Source organism: Spirosoma fluviale (genome assembly GCF_900230225.1).
GTDB classification, from domain to species: Bacteria; Bacteroidota; Bacteroidia; order Cytophagales; family Spirosomataceae; genus Spirosoma; species Spirosoma fluviale.
Genome location: NZ_OCNH01000007.1, coordinates 208,039 through 228,964, shown reverse-complemented (window position 1 = coordinate 228,964; position 20,926 = coordinate 208,039). Strand labels below are relative to the sequence as shown.

The following is a 20,926-nucleotide window of genomic DNA, read 5'->3' as shown; positions in this document are numbered from 1 at the left end:
TGACTCGCCCCACCATCAACACCCGTGGGCGTTGGGTGGCGGGAACAAAATGGGTTCATAAGGCTGGTTACCTGCGACAGGTTGCACGTCTGACAAGGCGGGCTTTGGCTCGTTAGTCAGCTCCGGTCGACACGAGAAACGCCCCGGTTAGTCAATCTTGGGTTTGTCAGGTGCGCTCCGGCGACAAAGGAAACTTGTGTAATTCGTACTATATGTTTGAAGAATTGCCCATCCTACGACAAGCAGGATTTTTTAAGGAATATGCTGAACTCAAGGATGATGAGTTAGTGAATAAAATTAGGCAACTAAGGCGGGAAGAATATGCCAAGATTTTTGAATACGAATACGAGCCGGAGGATTTCTCTCACATTGGTCAGCTTTTGGCTTATGATGAAAGAAAATATCTTGATATAGACCTTGAGGCAGATGTGATGTCAGAAAACCAAGTCTATGTGAGCGTGGTTGAACGCTTTTCTAAAGCGTCAGATAATCACTTCATGCCGACTGATATTCAGGAAGCATGGCAATCTGACGAAGGGCCAATCGAAGTTAGCTTTACTTGTAATGGAAGCCGAATAGTTTTTAAGCCGAAGTATCATGATGATTGGCTTGATGGAAAAGTCTTCACTGTCATTAATAAAGAGATGCAGAAGAAAACGGATGAGCGTTTTCTTATCTGTTTGGGGCCGAACGAAGAATGGTGGGGGCAAAATGTAGTTCACATTCGACTTAGCGAGATAGAGAAACAGCTATTGGAAGTTAAACTTGGCTGGGTTTTTCCTGATAGTGGTTCTCTTTTAGGCTCTTAGGGTAGCTTACCGTCGACAGGAAGCCCGTCCCGAAGGAGAGTTTTCAGCCCAACCAGGCAGGTGTGTAAAGGCTCGCTACGCTCACCATCAACACCTGTGGGTGTTGGGTGCGAGTCCATAAAGTGTTTGCGGGGTGGGTTCCAGTTGACAATTTGACGCCAGAGTTGGGCAAATTTGGGTCTGCATTTCCGGCTTGCTGGCGACAAGCCAAACGCTATGGTAAGGTGACATTTAACCAAAAAACAACCATTCAGTTTATGAGTAAGCAGTTGGCCGAAATGAGTTTAGATGAACTCAAAACCCAAGAAAAGTCTCTTAGGTTTATAATCCCTATTTTCTTCGGTGTAGTGTTAATAGGGTTAGTTAGTAGTGGTTATATAACTTATTGGGATGGATTCAATATTTTCACTGTACTACCTATTCCTCTTCTATTTTTAGTAGCTCACTACTATCGTGAGTTAAGAAAGATTCAAGCCGAAATTCATTCGAGGAATTGATGAGTAAAGGGCTTTACGGCAGTTAAAGTCATATGTCCGCTCCGCGTGGGTTGGCCTCCGGCGACAGGCCGCACGTCCCCAAGGAGAGTCGGCAGCCCAACCACCACCGTGTTCTGACGAACAAACCCCCGACAAATGCAATGTTTTGGTCTGTTGATTATCAGTTCGTTAAAAACATTGCATACATCATAATGAGTGTGTAAAGGTGTAAGTACGGGTGTCCAGTGGAGGGACTCGCCCGCCATCAATACTCATGGTCGTTGTTGAGTGCAAGTCCATAAAATGCTTGCAAGGCAGCGTTCCGACGACAGGGTGCAGGCCGCAGAGGTCAGGTTTTTGCTCGTTCGGTGGGTTGCGACTGACATGCCAACTACCATGACAAGCCAGGTTTTGGTTTATAGGCCAGCGTCCTTGCGACAGGCGAGCCGCCCCGACAGTCAAGGGTCAAAATAATACAGCAATACAAAATGCGAACCGGGCCGCCAGTGCGGTGCGTATTTCGTATTGAAAGTGCGGCAATCGGCGAGTTGGTGGCAATGCTAAAGCCAAGATTTCACAGATTTTAAAACCTAAAAAATACATGATTCGGACAGCTATTTTAACAACAACAATTATTACTTTTTTGACATCTTGCAGTTTCAATAAGGCTTTTCTAAAACCGACAGTAATTCCAGTAGCAGCAAAAAAAGTGACAATTAAGACTGAAATTGATACGACAATCATTAGTTTCATGGGCGATAGTCATCAACCAGTTCTTACACAAAAAAATGGACAAACTGTTGATTTAGATTATACAATAGCAAGTGTAATTTTCAAAAGTGCAAACCAGAACAAGTTGAATGGTTGGTTAATAAGACCTAAAAAGGTTTCACCAACAATAACTTTACTTCACTTTCACGGTAATGCAGGTGCTTTGATAAGTCAGTACCAAGCAATAAGCCCGTTCTTGAAAAATGGATTTCAGCTTTTTGTGTTTGATTATAGTGGATTTGGTTTTTCAGAAGGCGAAGCAACAAGAGACAATATTTATACTGATGCACTTTCTGCGTTGGACTATATCAAGTCAAGGCAGGAAGTACAAAATACTAAAATTGTAATTTACGGACAATCTATTGGTGGACATTTAGCAGCAGTTGTAGCAACTGAACAGCAACAAAAAATAGACGGTTTGGTTATTGAAGGTGGTTTTTCCTCCTACAAAGACATGGGAGGGCAGAAGCTTCCTTTATTAGGACGGCTTTTAACAAAACAAGGTTACTCTGCAACCAATTCAATAAAAAATTTCCATAAACCACTTTTAGTAATTCACAGTACAGAAGATAAAACAGTACCTTTTCACCTCGGGAAAAAGATATTTGAAAGTGCCAATGCTCCCAAAGATTTTTACGAAATCAAAAATCGGCATATTGACGGACCTAAATTTTATACAGATGAAATTTCATCAAAAATCAAAAAAATGTTTGTACCCTAAATAACAGACAAAATAAACACTGCCACCAACATTGTATTTTGGCAAGTGGGGCGGACGAAGTAATTGAATTTTGGGAATTCTATTTTAAATTTTGTTTCGGCGTACGGAAACTATCAAACATTTATAAGTTCCTGAAAATCAGTAATTTATATTGACAGGTGTTCGGGTGGACGGTACGTTTGTTCAGTTGAGGGGCTCGCCCACCATCAATACTCATGGTTGTTGGGTGGCGGGTCCAAAATGGGAGTCAAAGGCGGGTTACCTGCGACAGGTTACACGACTCGATTGATACACTTTTAGGCTCGTTTACCAGCTTCCGGTTGACACTAAAAACGGCTAGGTTGGGCAATTAGGCTTGAAAGGTGGGGCGCGGTTGACAGTTTATAATTGACTAAAATTTGACCTAAATCAGGAGTTATTGACCCGTGAGCAAGTCTGTAAAGTCAAGCGAGACGGCTTGTGTATTTGCCGAGCCTAACAGCAACATGGAAGCGAAGTTGCTTTACGGACTAATTCACGGATCTATAATGTTTGCCAAGTTTCCTTTTACCGCCACGGAACAAGATTTTCATTCATTTATCATAAGTTGGGTTGGCTTACTGGCTCAGAGAAAATATCAGGAAGCATATGATTCCGTTCTCCATCATGACTATTACGAATGGACTCCTGAACTTATGGAGTCAATTATAAATGGTTATGGCAGCGAATACGAGGAGGGAGAAACAAAATATGAAGTTACCCTGCCCGATGAAACTACAGATGAAGGCGACCGGTTTGACGTGATCTGGTATGAAGGTGAGGTAGTAAATTTTGTGGAGGGCAGAGAACGATTAGCGGAATTAGGCTATCAACTACCTTTGAATAATGACTGGAGTGATTTGACCGTGACATTTGATCTTGTAAAGTGTTTCGATGGCTTGTATTTGCAACTGAAGGAGATACACGTCTTTTAACTTCTCATGGGCAGCTTCCCGTTGACAGGCAGCACATTTCTATGTTTCGAGTAACTTTGCTTCATGGAAACAGGTGTTTACATTCCCATTATTTCGGATTACGGTTTCAAAGCCAACTTCGTCAACGAAGCTGATAGTTTATTCCTTCGTACCGCGCTTTACAGGCATTGATCAAATCGGATACACCCATTCGGGAGGTGCATTTTGACAAAAATGCGTTTGAAGCGTTGACTATTGACAGCCGGAGCGGCATCTTTGATTTGGCCTGTACCGATGAAAACGGCAGTCAGTTCATCGTCGAAATGCAAATGGGTTTGGCACCTCATTTTGTGCAACGCATGAAGTTTTACGCCCTGCACAAGTTCAACACAGTCGTAGAACGAGGAGAGTTTGATTATGCCAACCTGCCCAAAATCTACGCCATTGCCATTTTAGCGAAGAGTATTCTGCCAACGGCTCATTTTCATATCATTGCCAATTTACGAAGCGAGACCGGTGAAATCATTGATACTCAAATGACCGCACGGGCGGCCCCGGTTTATCACCGTAGAATTGGCTAAGTTTAACAAGCAAGTAGCTGAGATTGAGACTAATTTAGAAAAACTGGTTTATACGATGAAGACGCTCCATACAACCGAACCTACGCAGTACCCAGCTTTTTGGAATGAGGAGTGGCTCAAGCGCGCTATTGACGAGTTAGATACGCGCAAGATGACTCCAGAAGAGCGGGCCTACTTTGCTCGTGTGACAGCGGCTAATGCCGAAGCTGTCAAGGCTGAAAAGCAGAAAATAAAAGAAGCTGTCGAGCAGGGCGAGCTAGCTGTAAAAACTGAGGTTGTTATCAAAGCATTGAAACGGGGCAAACTTACGGTCGAGGAAATTGCCGAAGATAGTGGGGTAAGTGTCGATTTCGTTTTTGAAATTCAGCGCAGTCTCACCCAAAATCAGTAAGGCAAGTCACCAGCGACATGCAACAGGCCGCAAGGTCAACGCGAACAGCCCAACCGGCCATGTGTGTAGATGTCTCGCTACATTCGTCATCGGCACATGGTTGCGTTGGGTAGCGGGTCCATGATAGGGATGTAAGGCAGGTCACCGGCGACAGGGCGCCCGTCCCAGAGGTTTTTTAGCTTCCATTTTGGGATTTCTTGCGACAATGTGAACGCCCGTCATGTAGAAAAAACAATAAATAGCCAACCTATCTACTATAAAGCAGTTGTCCGACATGAGTAAAGAAGAACTCAATAGGGAAGTAAAACACTACAGATCCTTATTGTCATACACATGAGTGCATTGCTGGGTATGGTTCAGTAAGCAGAAACAGTTACGAACTGAACTTCGCTCACGGAGATAATAAAACGTGCTATCTGTCGTCCTGTTGGTGACAAGTAGTAAGTCCCGAAGTTAGACCAACAGCCCAAAAATGGCAGGTGTGTAAAGGTGTAGGACGTAACCGTGTAAATGCCCCCAATAAAGTAACTTTTCTTAACACTAACTTAGTCATATGAAAAGCCAGAAAATTGAAGAGATGAGCAATGAGGCTTTGCTCAAACACAAAAAAACAACACAGCTCGCAACGGGCATGTTGGCTGGGATGCTTTCGGTACTGCTAGTTATGGTAGTGCTTTTGGCAATCAAAAAAGGACTTGATGCAACGAGCATAGCTTTAGGCGTGATCCCTTTTGCCTTGATGCCAATACTATTTCTAAACTGGAACAATTTAAAAGCAATAAAGAAAGAACTCAACTCCAGGCAAAACGTGGTTTGAGGAGTAACTTGGTGATTTTGGCCTTGCTCAGCGTAGGGGGGCGCGAGCGACAGGCAGCACGTCTGGAAGTTAAGCCCTCAGCCCAACCGCCACCGTGTTCTGATGAACAAACCCCCGAAAGCTGTATGTTTTCTTTCCTATTGGTTATCAGGAGTTAAGAATATACAGCACATCCAAACGAGTGTGTAAAGGTTGTAGTGGATTGTATTCAGTTAAGTTCTACACCCACATCAGCCTTTATGGTCGTTGCGTCAGAGTCGAGCAGTTAAATACTAGTTTATAGTACGTTGAGATTTTATGGGGGCTAATGTCCATAAATAAACCTCACTTGCGCGGGGCAAAATATAGCCGGACTATATTTCTTGGCTCCAGTTGACAAGCCCAACGGATCTTCGACAGAGTGTATCTGTGGTGGTTTCTGGTTCCGTTTTACAGAACTAACTTTCTTGCGGTAAGACGCACCCAGCAAACTCAATCGACCGCTAACAAATTCAGCTTGCAGTTACAATAATTGACGCAAAATCTTGTAACGTTATTATCATTTTTAATACCTTGCACCTCTCACTTCTAACAGGATAAATTCTATGCTTTCCAGTAAAGATTACTCTAACATGACTCTTGAGGAGTTAATGGCAGAAACTAAAAAGTTGAAATCAGGAACAATCGCATCAGCATTTGTCATTGGTATGCTGGTTGGTGTAGCTGTGTTGTTAGCCACGAATGGTAAATTTCTGATTACAATTAGTCTGCTTGGTGTTGCTCTTTTTATTGGTTACAAAAATTCACAAAACAAGAAAGCCCTTCAGGCTGAGATCAGTCGTAAAGAGACGGCTCAGTAAGTGGCTTCTCGACTTCAGGGTCTCGGTTGACAATAATCAGTTGCGTAGACTACGTTGGAATGCCCAGCGTGGCTAAGGATGAAAAGGTAAGGACCATCTTGTTTCACTTGCGGATGAGGTCGTGCGCTGGGTAAACTGAACAAAAAGGCATGCAAAGCGAGCAATCAGCTACAGTGGAGGAGATAGTTTGTTGAGCCGTTGCTCACGGGCGAATTTTGAGTAAAAACGCTAATATTTAATAAATTTGCACCTCCAGTTGAATGGTTCTTTTGCCGGATAGAACCATTCAACTGGAGGGCCTTTTAGGCTACTAATTTTTCAAACGTTAGGAAACACTCTTCATGAGATTATTAGTCGCTTTTCTTTTTGTTAATCTTAGTTTAACGACGTTCGCTCAATCATTTAAAACGTCTAAGCCCGACAGCATTCGATTTAACATTCAGGATGTAAGCAATTTCTGGTCGGCCTATGATCAATTACCAAAAGCTGCGAGTCACGCGGATAGTTTGCAAATCATTACTAATGAGTATTTGAATAAAGCGAGTAGAGGACTTGAATTGTACAGGGAAATGTCTGGTTCGAATGCTGAAAGTTTTCTTGAGGTTATTCGTAAACACCCTAAATTGTTACAATCTATACGAGCTAATACGCTCGCCATTTCTACTCAGCAAGAGCCTTTATTAAAAGGCGTGCGAAAATTAAAAAACATCTATCCGTCCAGTGTTTTTCCTGAGTTGTTTTTTTGTGTAGGCAAGTTTGAGGTCGCTGGTAATCGAACAGCCGATATTTTATATATCGGTACTGAGCTTACCTGTTTATCCAAAGACTCCCCTCGCGACGAAATAACCAATCCCTACATCAAGAAATCAGCAGGTAATTTTGATGACCTGGACGTGGTATGTTTGCACGAAATAGTCCATTATCAACAGAAACTTGTCGCTAAAACCAACATAGAACAAGCCTTGGTGGAAGGGGGAGCGGAATTTATAGCTCATCATCTAACGCGTAAATCGACCATGCAAGCCTTATTCGATCAGATGAATCCGGCGCTGGAAAAAGAGATTTGGTCTGAGTTTACTCCTCAGGCGAACAAACCCATAGATGCGAACTGGTTTTTAGCTCTGGGCGATGAGCAAAAGAAACGGCCGGGTATGTTGGGCTATCTCATCGGTTTCCGTATTTGTGAGCGCTACTACAAAAAGGCTAAAGACAAACAGGCAGCGTTACGAAATATAATCACTCTGAGTGAGCCGCAAGCTATCCTCGAAGGGACCGGCTATTAAGTTGGTATTCATCTGCGCTGCCTTCCAGACACATCAGCAAATACAGACGATGATGTAATGATTACCTATGGCTCATGAGGAGTTTATCATACTGATTGCCTTTTATGGGCTGAATCCTTAATATCAGTATGTTTCTCAAACTATCGGCTCTCAGTTTGTTTATGTGCTTTGCCAGTGTTGCTACGCAGGCTCAGACGGTTAATACTTTATCCGCCCAGGAAAAGAAAGAAGGCTGGAAGCTGTTATTCAACGGCCGTGATGTAGCCGGATGGCATAAGTACGGTGCCAAAGGAGTTGGCTCTTCCTGGAAAATAGATCAGGGCGCTTTGAATCTGAATGTACCTAACCGCGTGGGTAACAAAGCACCGGATGGGGGCGACTTAGTGACTGACGCCGTGATTTCCGGGGATTTTGAGTTTAAAGCCGAGTGGAAAGTTGAACGCTTTACCAATAGCGGCATCTTTTTCTTCGTACAGGAAGATCCGAAATACAAAAATATTTTTGATACAGGGCTGGAACTTCAGGTGCTGGATGATGCCATCTACGAAGGAGCTGATGAAAACAAACACCGCGCCGGCGATTTTTTCAGTGTCGCCAACGCACGCGTTCGGGAGTTGCAGCCGGTGGGTAGCTGGAACAAAGTCCATCTCACGCTAAAAAAGAACAAGCTAACGGTTTCGCTGAATGGATTTAGTATTCAGGAGCACGACCTCAACAGCGCCGAATGGAAACAGCGCGTTGCTGCCAGTAAACTTAAAGATGCGCCTATCAGCAAAGGTCAGTTTACAGGGCATATTGGTTTACAGGATTGGGGCAGCAGCGTCTGGTTCCGGAATATCAAGATGCGTTCGCTCTAAAGCTTAGTCCAGCCGTACCCATAGTGTACCCGACATGCTTTCGCCGGGGTTTAGGATAGTGAGTCCTTCACCGTTGTTGAACGAATCTACGTTAGCTGTAAGCGGTTCAATGGCGATACCATCGCGCCGGGTAGGGGTAAAGCAAACCAGGTAGTTGAATTTGCCGGGACCGGTTTCCTGACCAACAATAAGCCGTACTCCTGAATTAAGCGAGGTCAGCACAGTTTCGGCGAAGGCGTCCTGACTGGCAGGGTCGCTGGTCGGCTCAATGGCAAAAGCGTTGTCTAACTGCTGGTCTTTTAAAGTTATTTCCCCGGCCTGCTCAGCGGCCTGTTTCCCTGATGGAATCATCTTCTCGTCGAGAATAATAGGTGTACGCGCTGGTAAGGACAAACTCATTTCATCAATAGCTTGATCGGCCAGCGTAAAGTATGGGTGCCACCCAAACGCAGACGGGCTGCGTCTAAGCCCCGTATTAACGACCGAATAGCTAACTTCCAAGGCACACATGCGGTCATCGTTCGCCATGCTGCCGTGTAGTAGCTGGTTTGCCTGAACTAATTTGTAGCTGACCGTCAGAGCGAACGGGAAAGGGTACCCTACTGTATCGCCAGCGTGATCGTACCGAACCACCAGTTGGGCATACGTTGAGGTTACCTCCTGACTAACAACGCTAAAAACGCGGCCATGCACAAAGCCGTGCAGAGCGCTGTCGCGTCTCATTTCGTTCATTTTCAAGGCGCAGTCTTCTCCCTCAAAATGGTATATGCCATGCCGTATCCGACTGGGAAACGGATACAGAAGCGCACTTGAATAGCTTTCGTCGGTGAGTAGTGCCTGGGGTGACTCTGGTGCCAGCAGTAAGGGTAAAAGGTAGCGTCCCTTGCGCAGAACCAGTCGGCGGAGAATACCGCCAAACTCAGGCAATACAGTAATAAATTCACCCGTTTCGGTATGTTCGAGTATGTATTCGGTGAGTGGCTCGGTGGCGGTAGCGGTTGGCAGCGTACCGAAAGGTTGAGTCGTTATCTGAAAAGGCATAATATAAAAGACAGCGGTCTGTATGAAAGATCAGGTCTGAAAGTATTCAATAAATCCGGCATCTGACACCAGACGAGTACCGTTGGTGGAGAAACCCATAAAAAGGTAATCCCTCCCAGGTGTGGATTGTTTCATAAGGCGGCTCAAAAATACCTACTGACCCACTGGTTTGTACCGTTAGGTCACATTTCTCCTTCAACACCTAGCCCAAAAAGGGCAAAATCATACCGCACGGGGTCCATTGAATCAAATTGGCGGAGCGTTTCGGTGAGTTCGAGGGCGGCTTTCCAGTCGGTTTGTGGACGGTCGAGTAGTTTCAGATGACGCGCTACGCGGTTAACGTGTACGTCGATAGGAATCACCAACTGCTGGGGGCGAATGCGTGTCCAGAGTCCGAAATCAACACCACGGTCGTCCTGCCGGACCATCCACCGCAGAAACATCAGTAATCGCTTGCACGATGAGTTGCGGGCCGGTGTCGCAATGTGCTTGCGGGTCCGTTCGGGAAAGAAATCGGTAAGGCCGCAAAAGCGATCATGAAAAGCGATAAGGGACGATTCGACAGTTTGTAGAGACGGGCTGTCGAATGGTTTGGTTGTATCGGGTAAAAAAGCGTCCTCCAGCGAGTCGTTTTCCCGGTAATACTGTCGGAAGAAATGTAGGAAATAGAGCGCGTCGGTAGCGTTGAAGGTGCGGTGTTTGAAGTTTAGAAAGCGTTTTAGATCGCTTTCTGCGTGATTCCGGACAAAGTCGTGTGGGGCTCCATCCATCAATTCCACTAACTCGTTCGCCTTTTTTAAGATAACCGGTCGCTGCCCCCAGGCCAAAACGGCGGCCCAGAAGCCCATCAGTTCAATATCCTGCTTCTTGTTGAAACGGTGCGGAATACTAATGGGGTCCCGCTCAATAAAGGAAGGCCGATTGTATAGATCGGCCTTCGTATCCAGAAACTCTTTTATTGAATCAATCTGTGCTGTAGTCAATCGTAATTCATCGGTTAATATAGATGCGTTACCCAGGTCAATCACTTGCTTTTACCACCACTGACGACCCAGGCCATTGCTCGGGAAATACCGGAGAAGGTAGCTAACAAAGCAGACATGACAAATGTGAACACGGCAATGAAGGGATACGCCAGTGTAAACATAATACTGAATGTTACGTAGCCTGGCGAGGCTTTCATTTGTTCGTCGCGCTTTTGATGACGTCGGGCAATGCGTTCTTCTTTGGTTTCCATAATTGAGCTATCGGACAATGTAACTAACCTCAGCCCGAAAACGCCGATCTACGGGTGAAAGTTTCGCGAATGCCTGAGTCGACAATTTAATTAAGATCTTATCATTAACGCCCGTATCAGGTAATCGACCAATCACTTTTACCCAGATACTCTGATTATTGAACTCATTGCGTACCTGCACAAGCGTACCAATGGGGGCTGTTCTGTGCAGAGCGAGGTACTTGCCGGAGCCGTCATTACCTTCAATCATTTCGGCAACACCGCTACTGGAAATCCGCCGACCTCGCGTTGGCATGGGCGCATCGTTGCCGGGTCGGGGCAGTTCGACTTCTTCGACAGGCTTTTCGGCTGGTTTGGCGCTGGCTTTCGTCTCCGGCTCAGCCGCCTTGCTGTCAACCGGTTTATTGGCGACGGGAGCCGACGAGGCTTCTGTATGGTGATCTGGTCTGGATTCGGCCGGTGGAGTAGGTTTGGTTTCTGCTTTATGTGGCTCGCTGGGGCGATTAGCAACGTGCGTCGATGCATCCGGTTCGGAGCGCCGTGGGGGCGTCTCAACGGGCTTGGGTGTTGTAATGGGCGCTGGAGCAGAGGGCATGCGCGCCTGATACGCTTTTTCCGAAACGATGAGCGCCTGACCAATGAGCACGCTGTTGCCCGGAAGGTTGTTCCATTTGCGGATGTCGGCCTGCGAAACGCCGTAACGACCGGCCAGACTGTACAGCGTTTGCCCGGTTTCAACAACGTGAATGCCCACCTTGGCCGGATCATCATTTTTAATAATGACTTTCTCCGCCTGTTTTTCCTGTTTAACGTCTTTAGGCTTTGGCGTCTCCGCTACGTTAGGGTCCTTTTTTTCTTCCTTTTCCTGTTTCTTTATCGCCTTGTCAATGACTTTGGCTTCTTTACGGGTCAGGGCACCGTCCGGAATCTGAATTCGGACGAGTTGACCATACTTAACCCCATCTTTTAGCTCAGGATTAGCGGCCCGGATGTCGGCAACGGAACGCTTATAACGCCGGGCAATGCCGAACAAGGTCTGCCCTTCATCAACGCGATGGAGAATGAACCGTTTGCCATCTTTCTTTTCAACACCTACTGAATCGGCAACCAGTTTGCTGGTTGGTAAAATCGGATGGGCCGCAAGAGGCTGTATAAATGCCAAACCCGCCAGCAGACCCAGACGAATGTAAATAGGAAGTTTTTTCATGGGTTGGTACTCACTGGTCAACGGATCGGAATACGTGTTAATGACCACGTTGCTAAACGCATTATAGCGTAAAATTAACGCAAAAATGCAGTTGTTGTTATGGAATGTGGATTTAGAGACCCAGAGTCATCCGTAAATATACTCTGTTCTAAATTTACTCTTTTGATCGAAGTATCGATAAATGTACGTTTATTGACTTGTTAAAAAACCTTAAACAAGAACCACATAAACAGAAGTGGTCGTTTGATGTTTACCAATAAAGTAGTGAAACGTTAGAAACGAAGAACTGCCGACGTTGAATTTACGGCGTCGAAACGGTCTTGATTCTCGCTTTTCACTTCTAACTCCTTAAAAAATTATGCAAAATTATTCGATACTCTGGGCCGACGATGAAATTGATCTCCTGAAACCCCATATCCTTTTTCTGAAAAATAAAGGCTACGATGTTACACCCGTAAACAGTGGGGCCGATGCGCTTGATCAGGTTGAGCAGACCAACTACGATGTTGTTTTTCTGGACGAAATGATGCCGGGTATGACGGGTCTGGAAACGCTCTCGCAAATCAAGCAGATACGTCCCAATCTGCCCGTCGTGATGATCACCAAGAGCGAAGAAGAGCATATAATGGAAGAGGCTATCGGCTCTAAAATTGCCGATTACCTTATTAAGCCGCTCAATCCGAATCAGATTTTGCTGTCCGTCAAAAAGATTCTGGACAATAAGCGACTGGTTACCGAGCGAACAAATATTGGCTATCAACAGGATTTTAGAAATATCTCCATGCAGTATAACGACCGCATGGATTTTGACGAATGGGTTGATGTGTACAAGAAGCTCATTTACTGGGAGCTTGAACTCGACAGTTCGCAGGATAAGAGTATGTCGGAGGTGATGAACATGCAGAAGAGTGAAGCCAACTCCGAATTCTGCAAGTTTGTGATCGACAATTACGAAGACTGGCTAAACGACCCCAAAACCGAAAGCCCTATCATGTCGCACCAGCTAATGCGCAAGAAGGTATTTCCATTGGTTGAGTCAACGCCCGCATCGTCCGGTTCAGCGCCTTTGTTCTTTATTCTGATCGACAACCTACGCTACGACCAGTGGAAAGTGATTCAGCCCTTACTTGCCGAATACTTTACTGTAGAGGAAGAGTCGTCGTATTATTCGATCCTGCCAACCACCACCGGCTTTGCCCGGAATGCCATTTTCTCCGGCATGATGCCCAGCGATATGGAAAAGAAACACCCTGATTTATGGGTGAACGACGACAGCGAAGATGAAGGGCTGAACAACCACGAAGAGGAATTCCTGCGTCGGCAGCTCGACCAGAGCCGTCTGAATGTTAAGATGTCGTACCATAAGATTCTGAATGTTGGTCAGGGTAAGTCGCTTGTCGATAACTTCAATAACTTGTTACAGAATCAGTTAAACGTGGTTGTGTACAACTTTGTCGACATGCTTTCCCACGCCCGTACGGATATGGCTATGATCAAGGAGCTGGCTCCTGACGAATCGGCCTATCGCTCCATTACCCGGTCGTGGTTTTTGCACTCACCGCTGCTTGAATTTGTCCAAAAAATTGCGTCGAAAGGCGGACGGTTAATTATTACAACAGACCACGGCATGATTCGGGTGCAGAAGCCCGCTAAAATTGTTGGCTACCGCGAAACGAATACCAACCTACGGTATAAACAGGGTAAAAACCTTGGATTCGACGATAATCACCTGTTTGTGGGTCGTAAGCCGGAGCGGTTGTTCCTGCCTAAGCCGCACGTTTCAACAGCCTACGTGTTTACCCTGGAAGATTATTTCTTTGCGTATCCCAATAACTACAACTATTACGTAAATCATTATCGAAATACCTTCCAGCACGGGGGCGTATCATTGGAAGAAATGATTATTCCGTTCGCGTACCTGAAAGCGAAGTAAGTGATTGGTGGAGTAACGTGAAGTGGGTGGAATGAGTGTAACAGGTGAAACAGGTAAAGCTGAATTCACTTATTGCACTCACTCCACCCACTTCACTGTTTACTTACCTCCCTAATAGTTGGCGAAGATATCTTCCATCATATAGGCATGAGTGCCCAACCATTTGGCGGTGCCATTTAGCTCCGTTACTTCAATGGTCATGTCGTTTCGAAAGTCACTTAAACAGTACTTGCTGATTGCCTGCTCAATTGTATTCAGAATAAAAGCGGCTGCTTTGGACAGGACACCGTCCACAATAATTATTTCGGGGTTGAACAGGCTAATGGCGATAGCGAGACCTTTGCCCAGTTGATAGCCTGTTTCGTGCAGAATATCGATGGCGTAGGAGTCGCCGGAGTTAGCCGCATTAATGACCTCGTCGATATCCAGCTGATCGACCTGTTCGCGAAAGGTGGCTAACTTGGAGACTTGACCAGCGAGAATATCGGTTTGCGCTCGCTTCACCACGGCAGAAGCAGAGGTGATGGTACTCAGACAGCCGATTTTTCCACAGAAGCATAACTCCCCGTCCGGATCGACCTGAATGTGACCTAGTTCGCCCGCAAATCCGCTGGCTCCCTGGAATACCTCACCGTTGACTACGATGCCCAAGCCAACGCCCCAGTCAATATTAATGGCCAGTACCTGCTTCTTTCCCTGCGCACCACCAAAACGGCTCTCGCCAAGTACCGTCGCTTTGGTGTCATTGATCAGGTAAACGGGCTTACTGAGCTGGGTCGACAGCCATTGCGGAAGGGACTCGCCCGTTTGGTGTAAATTTTTGTAAGTCAGGTTTAACCCCCGGCGGGCGTCGACCAGACCCGGCATAGAGATACCTACGGCAATAAGATCGTCGATGTTAATCTCAGAATCGGTTAGCGCACTGTTAAAGTAGTGAACCAAAGAAGTAAGAAAGCCCGGATTGTCGTTTAGTCTCAAGTCATAATCTCCGCGAAAGATCACCTTTCGCTGGACGTTCATGAATAGGATTTTTGTATCGTGAGTGCTAACATCCAGCACAGCTACATAATTGCTCCGGGTATTCAATCCAAATAAAACGGGTCGGCGGCCATTACTTCCAGTGGCGGTACCAATAGGGGTAACCCATTGATTATCGATAAGTTCTTCGACTAAAGATGTTATGGATGGTACGCTACTGTGTAGCATTTTGGTTAAATGAGCCAGTGTGCAGGTGCCCTCCGAATACAAGTGAGCGAGCACTTTCCTTTGTTTCTGGTTCTTTTTGTAATCAACAACCGACTGAGAGGCTGGTGTGTCTTCGTCAATGGTAAAAGTTGTGTTCATTTTAAATGGACAAGAAATAGTCGTTACGGAAAGTACAGATGTACGGAAGAATAAAGTTTATTTTCAAAGCAGGTGCTATACTTGAACTACTTATGAAGCTAATGGCTAATTATTTTAAAAACTAATCTAGTTTAAACTATAGTACTCGCATAATTCTTTATGTATACTAAAAAAAATAATAAAGGGTAGTAGGATTGGCAATACCTGAACTCATAGGGCAGACTTACAAAACCTATTTACTAAGTAAAGTAATCTAGTTCTACCTCCCCTGGCTACAGTTACAAAACTGCTTATCGGCCCAAGTTCATCAAAACTGTCAATCTGTTGCAAGGTACTGTAACTACTCTTTCAAAGGGTATTATCCAAGCTTTTCTTTTATGAAAGAAAAATTATTTTATATGTAGTATCTATTAATGAATAAAATATACTCTTACGCAAATCAATATTAAAAAAAATTATAAATATGATTCCTCGATATATATATTTGTCAAAAGACTGAATGAGTGAAACTACTCTTTCCATTAGCCTTATCAGTGTAAAGGCAGAAGCAGTTTAGACGTTCGGTCATTGGGTATGGTAAAATAAGGCTAAACCAGAGCTGCGAACAACTTCCTTTTATAATCTATCTCCAAGTACAGTTTAATCGAATAATTCTATGGCAAAAAGTTTACAGAGGCTTATTATCTTACTATGGGTGATAAGTACCCCCGTATTCGCTCAGACGATTTCGGGCAGGGTTACAGCGGGCAATGATGGCCAACCACTACCAGGGGTATCCATTCTGGTAAAGGGAACAACGTCTGGTACAATTACGGATACCGACGGTAAGTACACCATTGCTGCGGCAAAAGCCAAAGTACTGGTATTCTCGTTTATTGGCTACAAAAGCAAGGAGGTACTTATCGATAATAAAACAACGGTCGACGTTTTATTGGACGAAGACGCTTCCATGATCAATGAAGTTGTTGTAACGGCATTGGGTATCCCTAAAGAAGAACGGGCTCTTGGTTATGCTACCGTGGTTGTCAAGAACGACGCCCTGATCAAAACCGCTACGCCAAACTTTGCAACCGCTCTATACGGTAAAGCCCCCGGCGTAACGATCAACGCCACACCGGGTGGTGCCACCAGTGGTGTAAGCATCAGCATTCGTGGGCTAAGCTCAATTACCGGCAACACACAGCCGCTGATCGTGATGGATGGTATCCCCATCCGGAATGGTGAGGCCCGGAACACCGACTACTGGGGCGACCAACGCATACGAGGAAATGGTCTTCTGGACTTGAACCCGGCCGACATTGAAAACATTTCCATTCTGAAAGGGGCCTCGGCCGCAGCTCTGTACGGTTCGGAAGCCGTAAACGGGGTAGTACTCGTAACCACAAAAACCGGTAAAGGCCGGAAAGGGCTGGGCGTTGATTTCAGCGCGAGTTACAGTGTCGATAAAATTGCCTACCTGCCCCGTTATCAGAATGTTAGAGGGCCGGGGTACTTTCAGAATTACGCCAATGGCGGTCAGGATGCCAATGGCTTCATTTCATACGACACCGATGGCGACGGTAAAGGCGATACCCGCGGGCTGCTGGGGGCTACGGTTAACTTCGGGCCCAAGTTCGATGGTCAGCCGGTTATGGCTTTCGATGGTGTTATTCGGCCTTATGTGGCATCCAATAACAGCTACGCCAATTTGTTCCAGAATGCTAACAGTTCAAACATTAACCTGGCGATTTCCAAAGCAACGGACAATTCCACCATTCGCTTTTCGTACACGCGGCAGGATAACGGCATGATTAGCTATGGCGCTAAAAACGAGAAGAACATCATGAACCTGAACGCCAGCTTTAAGGTCAACAAAAAGCTGACAACGGACTTGATGGTCAATTACGTAAACCAGTATACGCACAACCGTCCGTTTAAAGTAGATCGTATGATTAACAACTTTACGGGGATGATGAACCGGTTCGAATCGGCCGACTGGTACTTCAATAAATACCAGACCAGCCAGGGTTACAAATACGTAACCGGTACAAACCAAAGCCTGACACCTAACGAGAACATCATCCGAAATGGCTTCAAAGGCGATATTGGCGATTACGTTTGGAGTACCCGCGCCAATACATACGATGAATACAGCAACCGGGTTATTGCCAGTATTACGCAGCATTGGCAGATTCTGGACAACCTGAAGCTCAGAGGCCGGATTGGTACCGACCTAACGTCGGAGCGGATTGAAGACAAGCAGCGCAGTTCAATTCCGCTTGCCTTTGGTTACTCGGGCTCCTTCGCCATGAACAACAACCTGTACAGCAATGTATACGGCGATGTGTTGCTTACCTATACTAAAAAACTGAACCCGGACGTGACCGTAATGGCATCGGGAGGATATACCGCTAACAAAATGCTCAATACCTACGTCGGCCGGTCGACCAACGGGGGATTGAGTACGGAGAATTTCTTCGATATCTCCGCGTCGGTAAACACATCAGGGGGTAGCAACAGCCGCGACAAGTCAATCCGGGATGCCTTCCTGGGTACGGTGAATTTTGACTACAAAAACTTCTTCTTTATTGAAGGTACCTTACGCCGGGATCGCACGTCGACCCTCGCGCCGGGCAACAACGCCTTCGTTTATCCGTCTTTGAACTCCAGCTTTGTGTTCAGCGATCTGTTCCGGTTACCCGCCGTTATTAATTACGCAAAACTGAGAGGGTCATGGGGAATCGTGGGTAACTACCCGCCTATTTACAGCGCCAACAATGCCTACAACCAGGGCAACCTGAGTATACAACAAACCGGTGGTAGTTCGGTATTGTACACCAACATCAGCAGCGATTACGGTAATGACAAAATCCGGCCCGAGCAGAAGCATGAATATGAATTCGGTCTGGAGGCTAAACTGTTCAGAAATCGGCTGGGTATAGACCTGTCGTATTACAATGCCCAGATCGTTGATCAGATCCTGCCGTTAACCATTGCCGCTACCTCGGGTGCCCGATCAATTCTGGCCAACATTGGTACACTGAGAAACCAGGGTGTCGAACTGGGTTTGAACTTTTCCGCAGTAAAAAGTGCCGACCTGAACGGTCTAAACTGGGATATAACACTGAACCTGGCCAAAAACAGCAATAAAGTAGAGAAGCTAACGAACAACTCCACCGAGCTGCTACACGCTGACTACGACGGTAATGCCGCCCAGTTGCGTTCGGTAGTTGGCCAGCCAATGGGTGATATTTACGTGCACGGTATTCTGAAAGACGCCAACGGCCGCAATGTTGTTGGGCCCAACGGAATCTACCAACTCGATGGTGCCAACTGGATAAAGGCGGGTAACGCCATGCCTAAACTAACGGGTGGTTTCCTGAACAGTGTAGGCTACAAAGGCTTCAATCTGGACGTGGTGGTTGACTTCCGGTATGGTGGCTCCATCATGCCAACGGGTATTAACTGGCTCACTTCGAGAGGCCTGACAGAAGAAAGCCTTACCGCAATGGATGCCGAAAGCGGTGGGTTGCGTTATTATAAAGATGCCAACGGCAAAGGCATTCAGACAACGGGCTCTGCCGGGCCAAACGGTGAGGTGGTTTATAACGATGGTATGCTGATGGATGGCGTACTGCCAACGGGCGAGGCTAATACCAACGTTATCTCTCAGGCGGTTTATTACAACAGCACCTACAACTGGGGTGGCCCTCAGTACAGCAGCTCGCGGTATGAGTTGTACGTAAAGGAAAACACCTATGTTAAAATGAGAGAGATCTCGTTGGGTTACCGGATTCCCGCCAGTTTGACCCGTAAAATTGGTACCCAGAACCTGACCCTGTCGGTGTTTGGCCGTAACCTGTTCTTCATCTACAGAACTATCAAGGATCTGGATGCCGAACAAACCAATTCGAGTACGCGGTGGGCAGAAAACATCAATAACGCTGGTAACAACCCATCGTTCCGCACGATGGGGGTAATGCTACGGGCCAGCTTCTAATCCTAATTCAATCATGAAAATGAAAAAGATATCTTTCCTGTTGTTCGCGGGGCTTTTGCTGGGAAACATCTCCTGTAAGGAGGCCGAGTTCACCGAGGCTTATCCAAACCCTGCCAAGATTGCTGAGACAACCGTCGAAAAACAATTTACCGGAGTTCTGTATGCCAACAAAGATTATGTACTTCCGGCGTATCGACATTACTTCGTTACGCTGAGAACTTCCCTCAATCACTACAACCAGGCCACGGGCTGGATCAACTCGTCCGGGCAGTATGTGCCGGGTTCGTCGGGGGTGGAAGATGTGTGGTATAACTATTACAACATGCTGACGCAGTACCGCGAGCTGCAAAAAGTGTACGCATCGAGACCCGCCGATCAGCAGGCAGACCGGAAGATCTTCATGCTGGCAGCTGCTGTTTACGTGTACGATTACACGCAGAAGATGGTCGACGTTCTGGGTGCCATTCCATTCAGCACAGCCGGTATGCTGAGCAGCAACGGGGGCGACTACCTGACGTCCAGTGCCAAATTCGATACAGCCGAAGGCATATACACCTTTCTGCTGGATGACCTGAAACGTATTTCAACCGAGCTTAATGGAATTACCTTAAATGCCGGTTACCAGAAATCGTTTCAAACGCAGGACTTCGTCAACAAAGGCGACCTGACGGCCTGGAAGCGCTATTGTAATTCGCTTCGGCTTCGGCTGTTGAACCGGGTATCGGATGTGGAGAGCTTTAAAGCCAGAGCCAATTCTGAAATGGCTGAGATTCTGGGCAACGCAACCACTTATCCAATCGTTGAAACCAATGCGCAGAATATTCAGGTCAATGTCTACGATATCAACACCGACCTTAACTCGAAAGGGTTTCAGGATGGGTTAGAGTCGGCGGGTTGGTTTGGTAACACGGCGGGTAAGGCAATGATCGACAACATGAATGCGAACAACGACCCACGTTTACCTCTGCTCTTTGAGCCAGGAGCTAATGCCAGCGGGAAGTACATTGGTATCGATCCTACCGCTACGGAAGGTGCTCAGACAACCCTCTTCAACGCGGGCCAGGTGGCAATTTACAACCGCTATACGCTGAGCCGGAATCAGTTTTTCCCCGGTATCCTGATCAATGCTCCGCAAATCAATTTGATTAAAGCGGAGTATTACCTGAGAACGGGTAACGATGCCTCGGCAAAAACGGCTTACGAAACGGCCATCACCCAATCCGTACAATTTTATAACGGGCTTTTAGCACTGACTAACGCTACCGGTATTACAGGTTCACCGATGCCTACGGCGGCAACACCTGCTTCTATCAGTACCTACATCGCTAGTCCGGCTGTTAGCTGGAGCAGTGCGACAACCAGCGCCGACAAGCTGAAGCTAATCGCTACGCAGAAATGGCTGCATTACAACCTGGTTCAACCGTACGAAAACTGGGCCGACATTCGCCGACTGGATTTCCCGGTGCTCAGCTTCCAGGTCGATAATGCGAATAATCAGACTGTACCTCCAGTTCGGTGGACGATTCCGGGCAATGAAGTAACGTATAATGCAGCGAATTACGCAGCTGTAAAAGCAACGGATAACCTGAAAACCCGAATTTTCTGGGATGTGAAGTGAGGAATGGCTCCGTTCGTATAAACCGGAGTTTGGCTTATGTAATAAAGAGGAGGCAGACCAGTTGGTTTGCTTCCTCTAATTGTTTTAAGG

Annotated in this window: 18 protein-coding genes; 12 read left to right on the top strand and 6 right to left on the bottom strand. The window is 46.3% G+C overall.

Translation table 11 applies throughout. The annotated features are described in order from the left end of the window. Positions 1-212 precede the first annotated feature (212 nt). Positions 213-809: a hypothetical protein gene (locus CRO74_RS27510; RefSeq protein WP_097130861.1), complete on the top strand. Its 597-nt coding sequence runs from the start codon at positions 213-215 to the stop codon at positions 807-809. Here the strand turns inward: CRO74_RS27510 and CRO74_RS32260 are convergent. Beyond that, positions 806-928 (bottom strand): hypothetical protein, encoded by a 123-nt coding sequence (locus tag CRO74_RS32260; RefSeq protein WP_262508250.1) that lies wholly within the window; start codon positions 926-928, stop codon positions 806-808. The two genes, CRO74_RS27510 and CRO74_RS32260, sit on opposite strands and share 4 nt — an antisense overlap. A gap of 958 nt (positions 929-1,886) precedes the next feature. Here CRO74_RS32260 and CRO74_RS27500 point away from each other — a divergent pair. The 8 genes from CRO74_RS27500 to CRO74_RS27470 all read left to right on the top strand — a co-directional run bounded on the left by CRO74_RS27500 (position 1,887) and on the right by CRO74_RS27470 (position 8,477). Further along, positions 1,887-2,777 (top strand): alpha/beta hydrolase, encoded by an 891-nt coding sequence (locus CRO74_RS27500; RefSeq protein ID WP_097130858.1) that lies wholly within the window; start codon positions 1,887-1,889, stop codon positions 2,775-2,777. Between the two features lie 485 nt (positions 2,778-3,262). Next, the gene (locus tag CRO74_RS27495) at positions 3,263-3,730 is read left to right on the top strand and encodes a hypothetical protein (protein ID WP_097130856.1); all 468 of its coding nucleotides are present in this window, start codon (positions 3,263-3,265) and stop codon (positions 3,728-3,730) included. Positions 3,731-3,897: 167 nt separating this feature from the next. Continuing rightward, entirely contained in the window at positions 3,898-4,290 is a 393-nt protein-coding gene (locus tag CRO74_RS32330; RefSeq protein WP_317042419.1) for a PD-(D/E)XK nuclease family transposase, read from the top strand. 55 nt (positions 4,291-4,345) lie between these two features. Next, positions 4,346-4,681 (top strand): hypothetical protein, encoded by a 336-nt coding sequence (locus CRO74_RS32325; protein WP_317042418.1) that lies wholly within the window; start codon positions 4,346-4,348, stop codon positions 4,679-4,681. Positions 4,682-5,234: 553 nt separating this feature from the next. Continuing rightward, the gene (locus tag CRO74_RS27485; RefSeq protein ID WP_097130855.1) at positions 5,235-5,498 is read left to right on the top strand and encodes a redox-active disulfide protein 2; all 264 of its coding nucleotides are present in this window, start codon (positions 5,235-5,237) and stop codon (positions 5,496-5,498) included. A gap of 584 nt (positions 5,499-6,082) precedes the next feature. Next, positions 6,083-6,337, top strand: coding sequence for a hypothetical protein (locus tag CRO74_RS27480; protein WP_097130853.1), 255 nt, complete (start codon positions 6,083-6,085; stop codon positions 6,335-6,337). Positions 6,338-6,678: 341 nt separating this feature from the next. Continuing rightward, on the top strand, positions 6,679-7,620 hold the full coding sequence (locus CRO74_RS27475) for a gliding motility protein GldB-related protein (protein ID WP_097130852.1): 942 nt from the start codon (positions 6,679-6,681) through the stop codon (positions 7,618-7,620). Positions 7,621-7,748: 128 nt separating this feature from the next. Beyond that, positions 7,749-8,477: a 3-keto-disaccharide hydrolase gene (locus tag CRO74_RS27470; RefSeq protein ID WP_097130850.1), complete on the top strand. Its 729-nt coding sequence runs from the start codon at positions 7,749-7,751 to the stop codon at positions 8,475-8,477. 3 nt (positions 8,478-8,480) lie between these two features. On the opposite strand, the gene CRO74_RS27465 is transcribed toward CRO74_RS27470, so the two are convergent. From CRO74_RS27465 to CRO74_RS27450, 4 genes are all read right to left on the bottom strand, one after another. Continuing rightward, the gene (locus CRO74_RS27465; protein ID WP_097130848.1) at positions 8,481-9,518 is read right to left on the bottom strand and encodes an aldose 1-epimerase; all 1,038 of its coding nucleotides are present in this window, start codon (positions 9,516-9,518) and stop codon (positions 8,481-8,483) included. Between the two features lie 182 nt (positions 9,519-9,700). Then, complete coding sequence (locus CRO74_RS27460) at positions 9,701-10,501, bottom strand: TIGR02757 family protein (protein ID WP_245878002.1); 801 nt, start codon at positions 10,499-10,501, stop codon at positions 9,701-9,703. Positions 10,502-10,542: 41 nt separating this feature from the next. Further along, positions 10,543-10,755 (bottom strand): hypothetical protein, encoded by a 213-nt coding sequence (locus CRO74_RS27455; RefSeq protein ID WP_097130846.1) that lies wholly within the window; start codon positions 10,753-10,755, stop codon positions 10,543-10,545. A gap of 7 nt (positions 10,756-10,762) precedes the next feature. Then, positions 10,763-11,962, bottom strand: a complete 1,200-nt coding sequence (locus CRO74_RS27450) for a LysM peptidoglycan-binding domain-containing protein (RefSeq protein ID WP_097130845.1) — start codon at positions 11,960-11,962, stop codon at positions 10,763-10,765. Positions 11,963-12,320: 358 nt separating this feature from the next. Between CRO74_RS27450 and porX the strand changes: the two genes are divergently transcribed. Continuing rightward, positions 12,321-13,895 (top strand): T9SS response regulator signal transducer PorX, encoded by a 1,575-nt coding sequence (porX, locus tag CRO74_RS27445; RefSeq protein WP_097130843.1) that lies wholly within the window; start codon positions 12,321-12,323, stop codon positions 13,893-13,895. A 111-nt stretch (positions 13,896-14,006) separates the two neighbouring features. Here porX and CRO74_RS27440 read toward each other — a convergent pair whose 3' ends face one another. Next, positions 14,007-15,239: an ROK family protein gene (locus CRO74_RS27440; protein ID WP_097130841.1), complete on the bottom strand. Its 1,233-nt coding sequence runs from the start codon at positions 15,237-15,239 to the stop codon at positions 14,007-14,009. 655 nt (positions 15,240-15,894) lie between these two features. Here CRO74_RS27440 and CRO74_RS27435 point away from each other — a divergent pair. Both CRO74_RS27435 and CRO74_RS27430 read left to right on the top strand, forming a co-directional pair. Beyond that, the gene (locus CRO74_RS27435; RefSeq protein ID WP_097130839.1) at positions 15,895-19,218 is read left to right on the top strand and encodes a SusC/RagA family TonB-linked outer membrane protein; all 3,324 of its coding nucleotides are present in this window, start codon (positions 15,895-15,897) and stop codon (positions 19,216-19,218) included. A gap of 19 nt (positions 19,219-19,237) precedes the next feature. Then, positions 19,238-20,836, top strand: a complete 1,599-nt coding sequence (locus tag CRO74_RS27430; protein ID WP_317042417.1) for a SusD/RagB family nutrient-binding outer membrane lipoprotein — start codon at positions 19,238-19,240, stop codon at positions 20,834-20,836. The last annotated feature ends 90 nt before the right edge of the window (positions 20,837-20,926 follow it).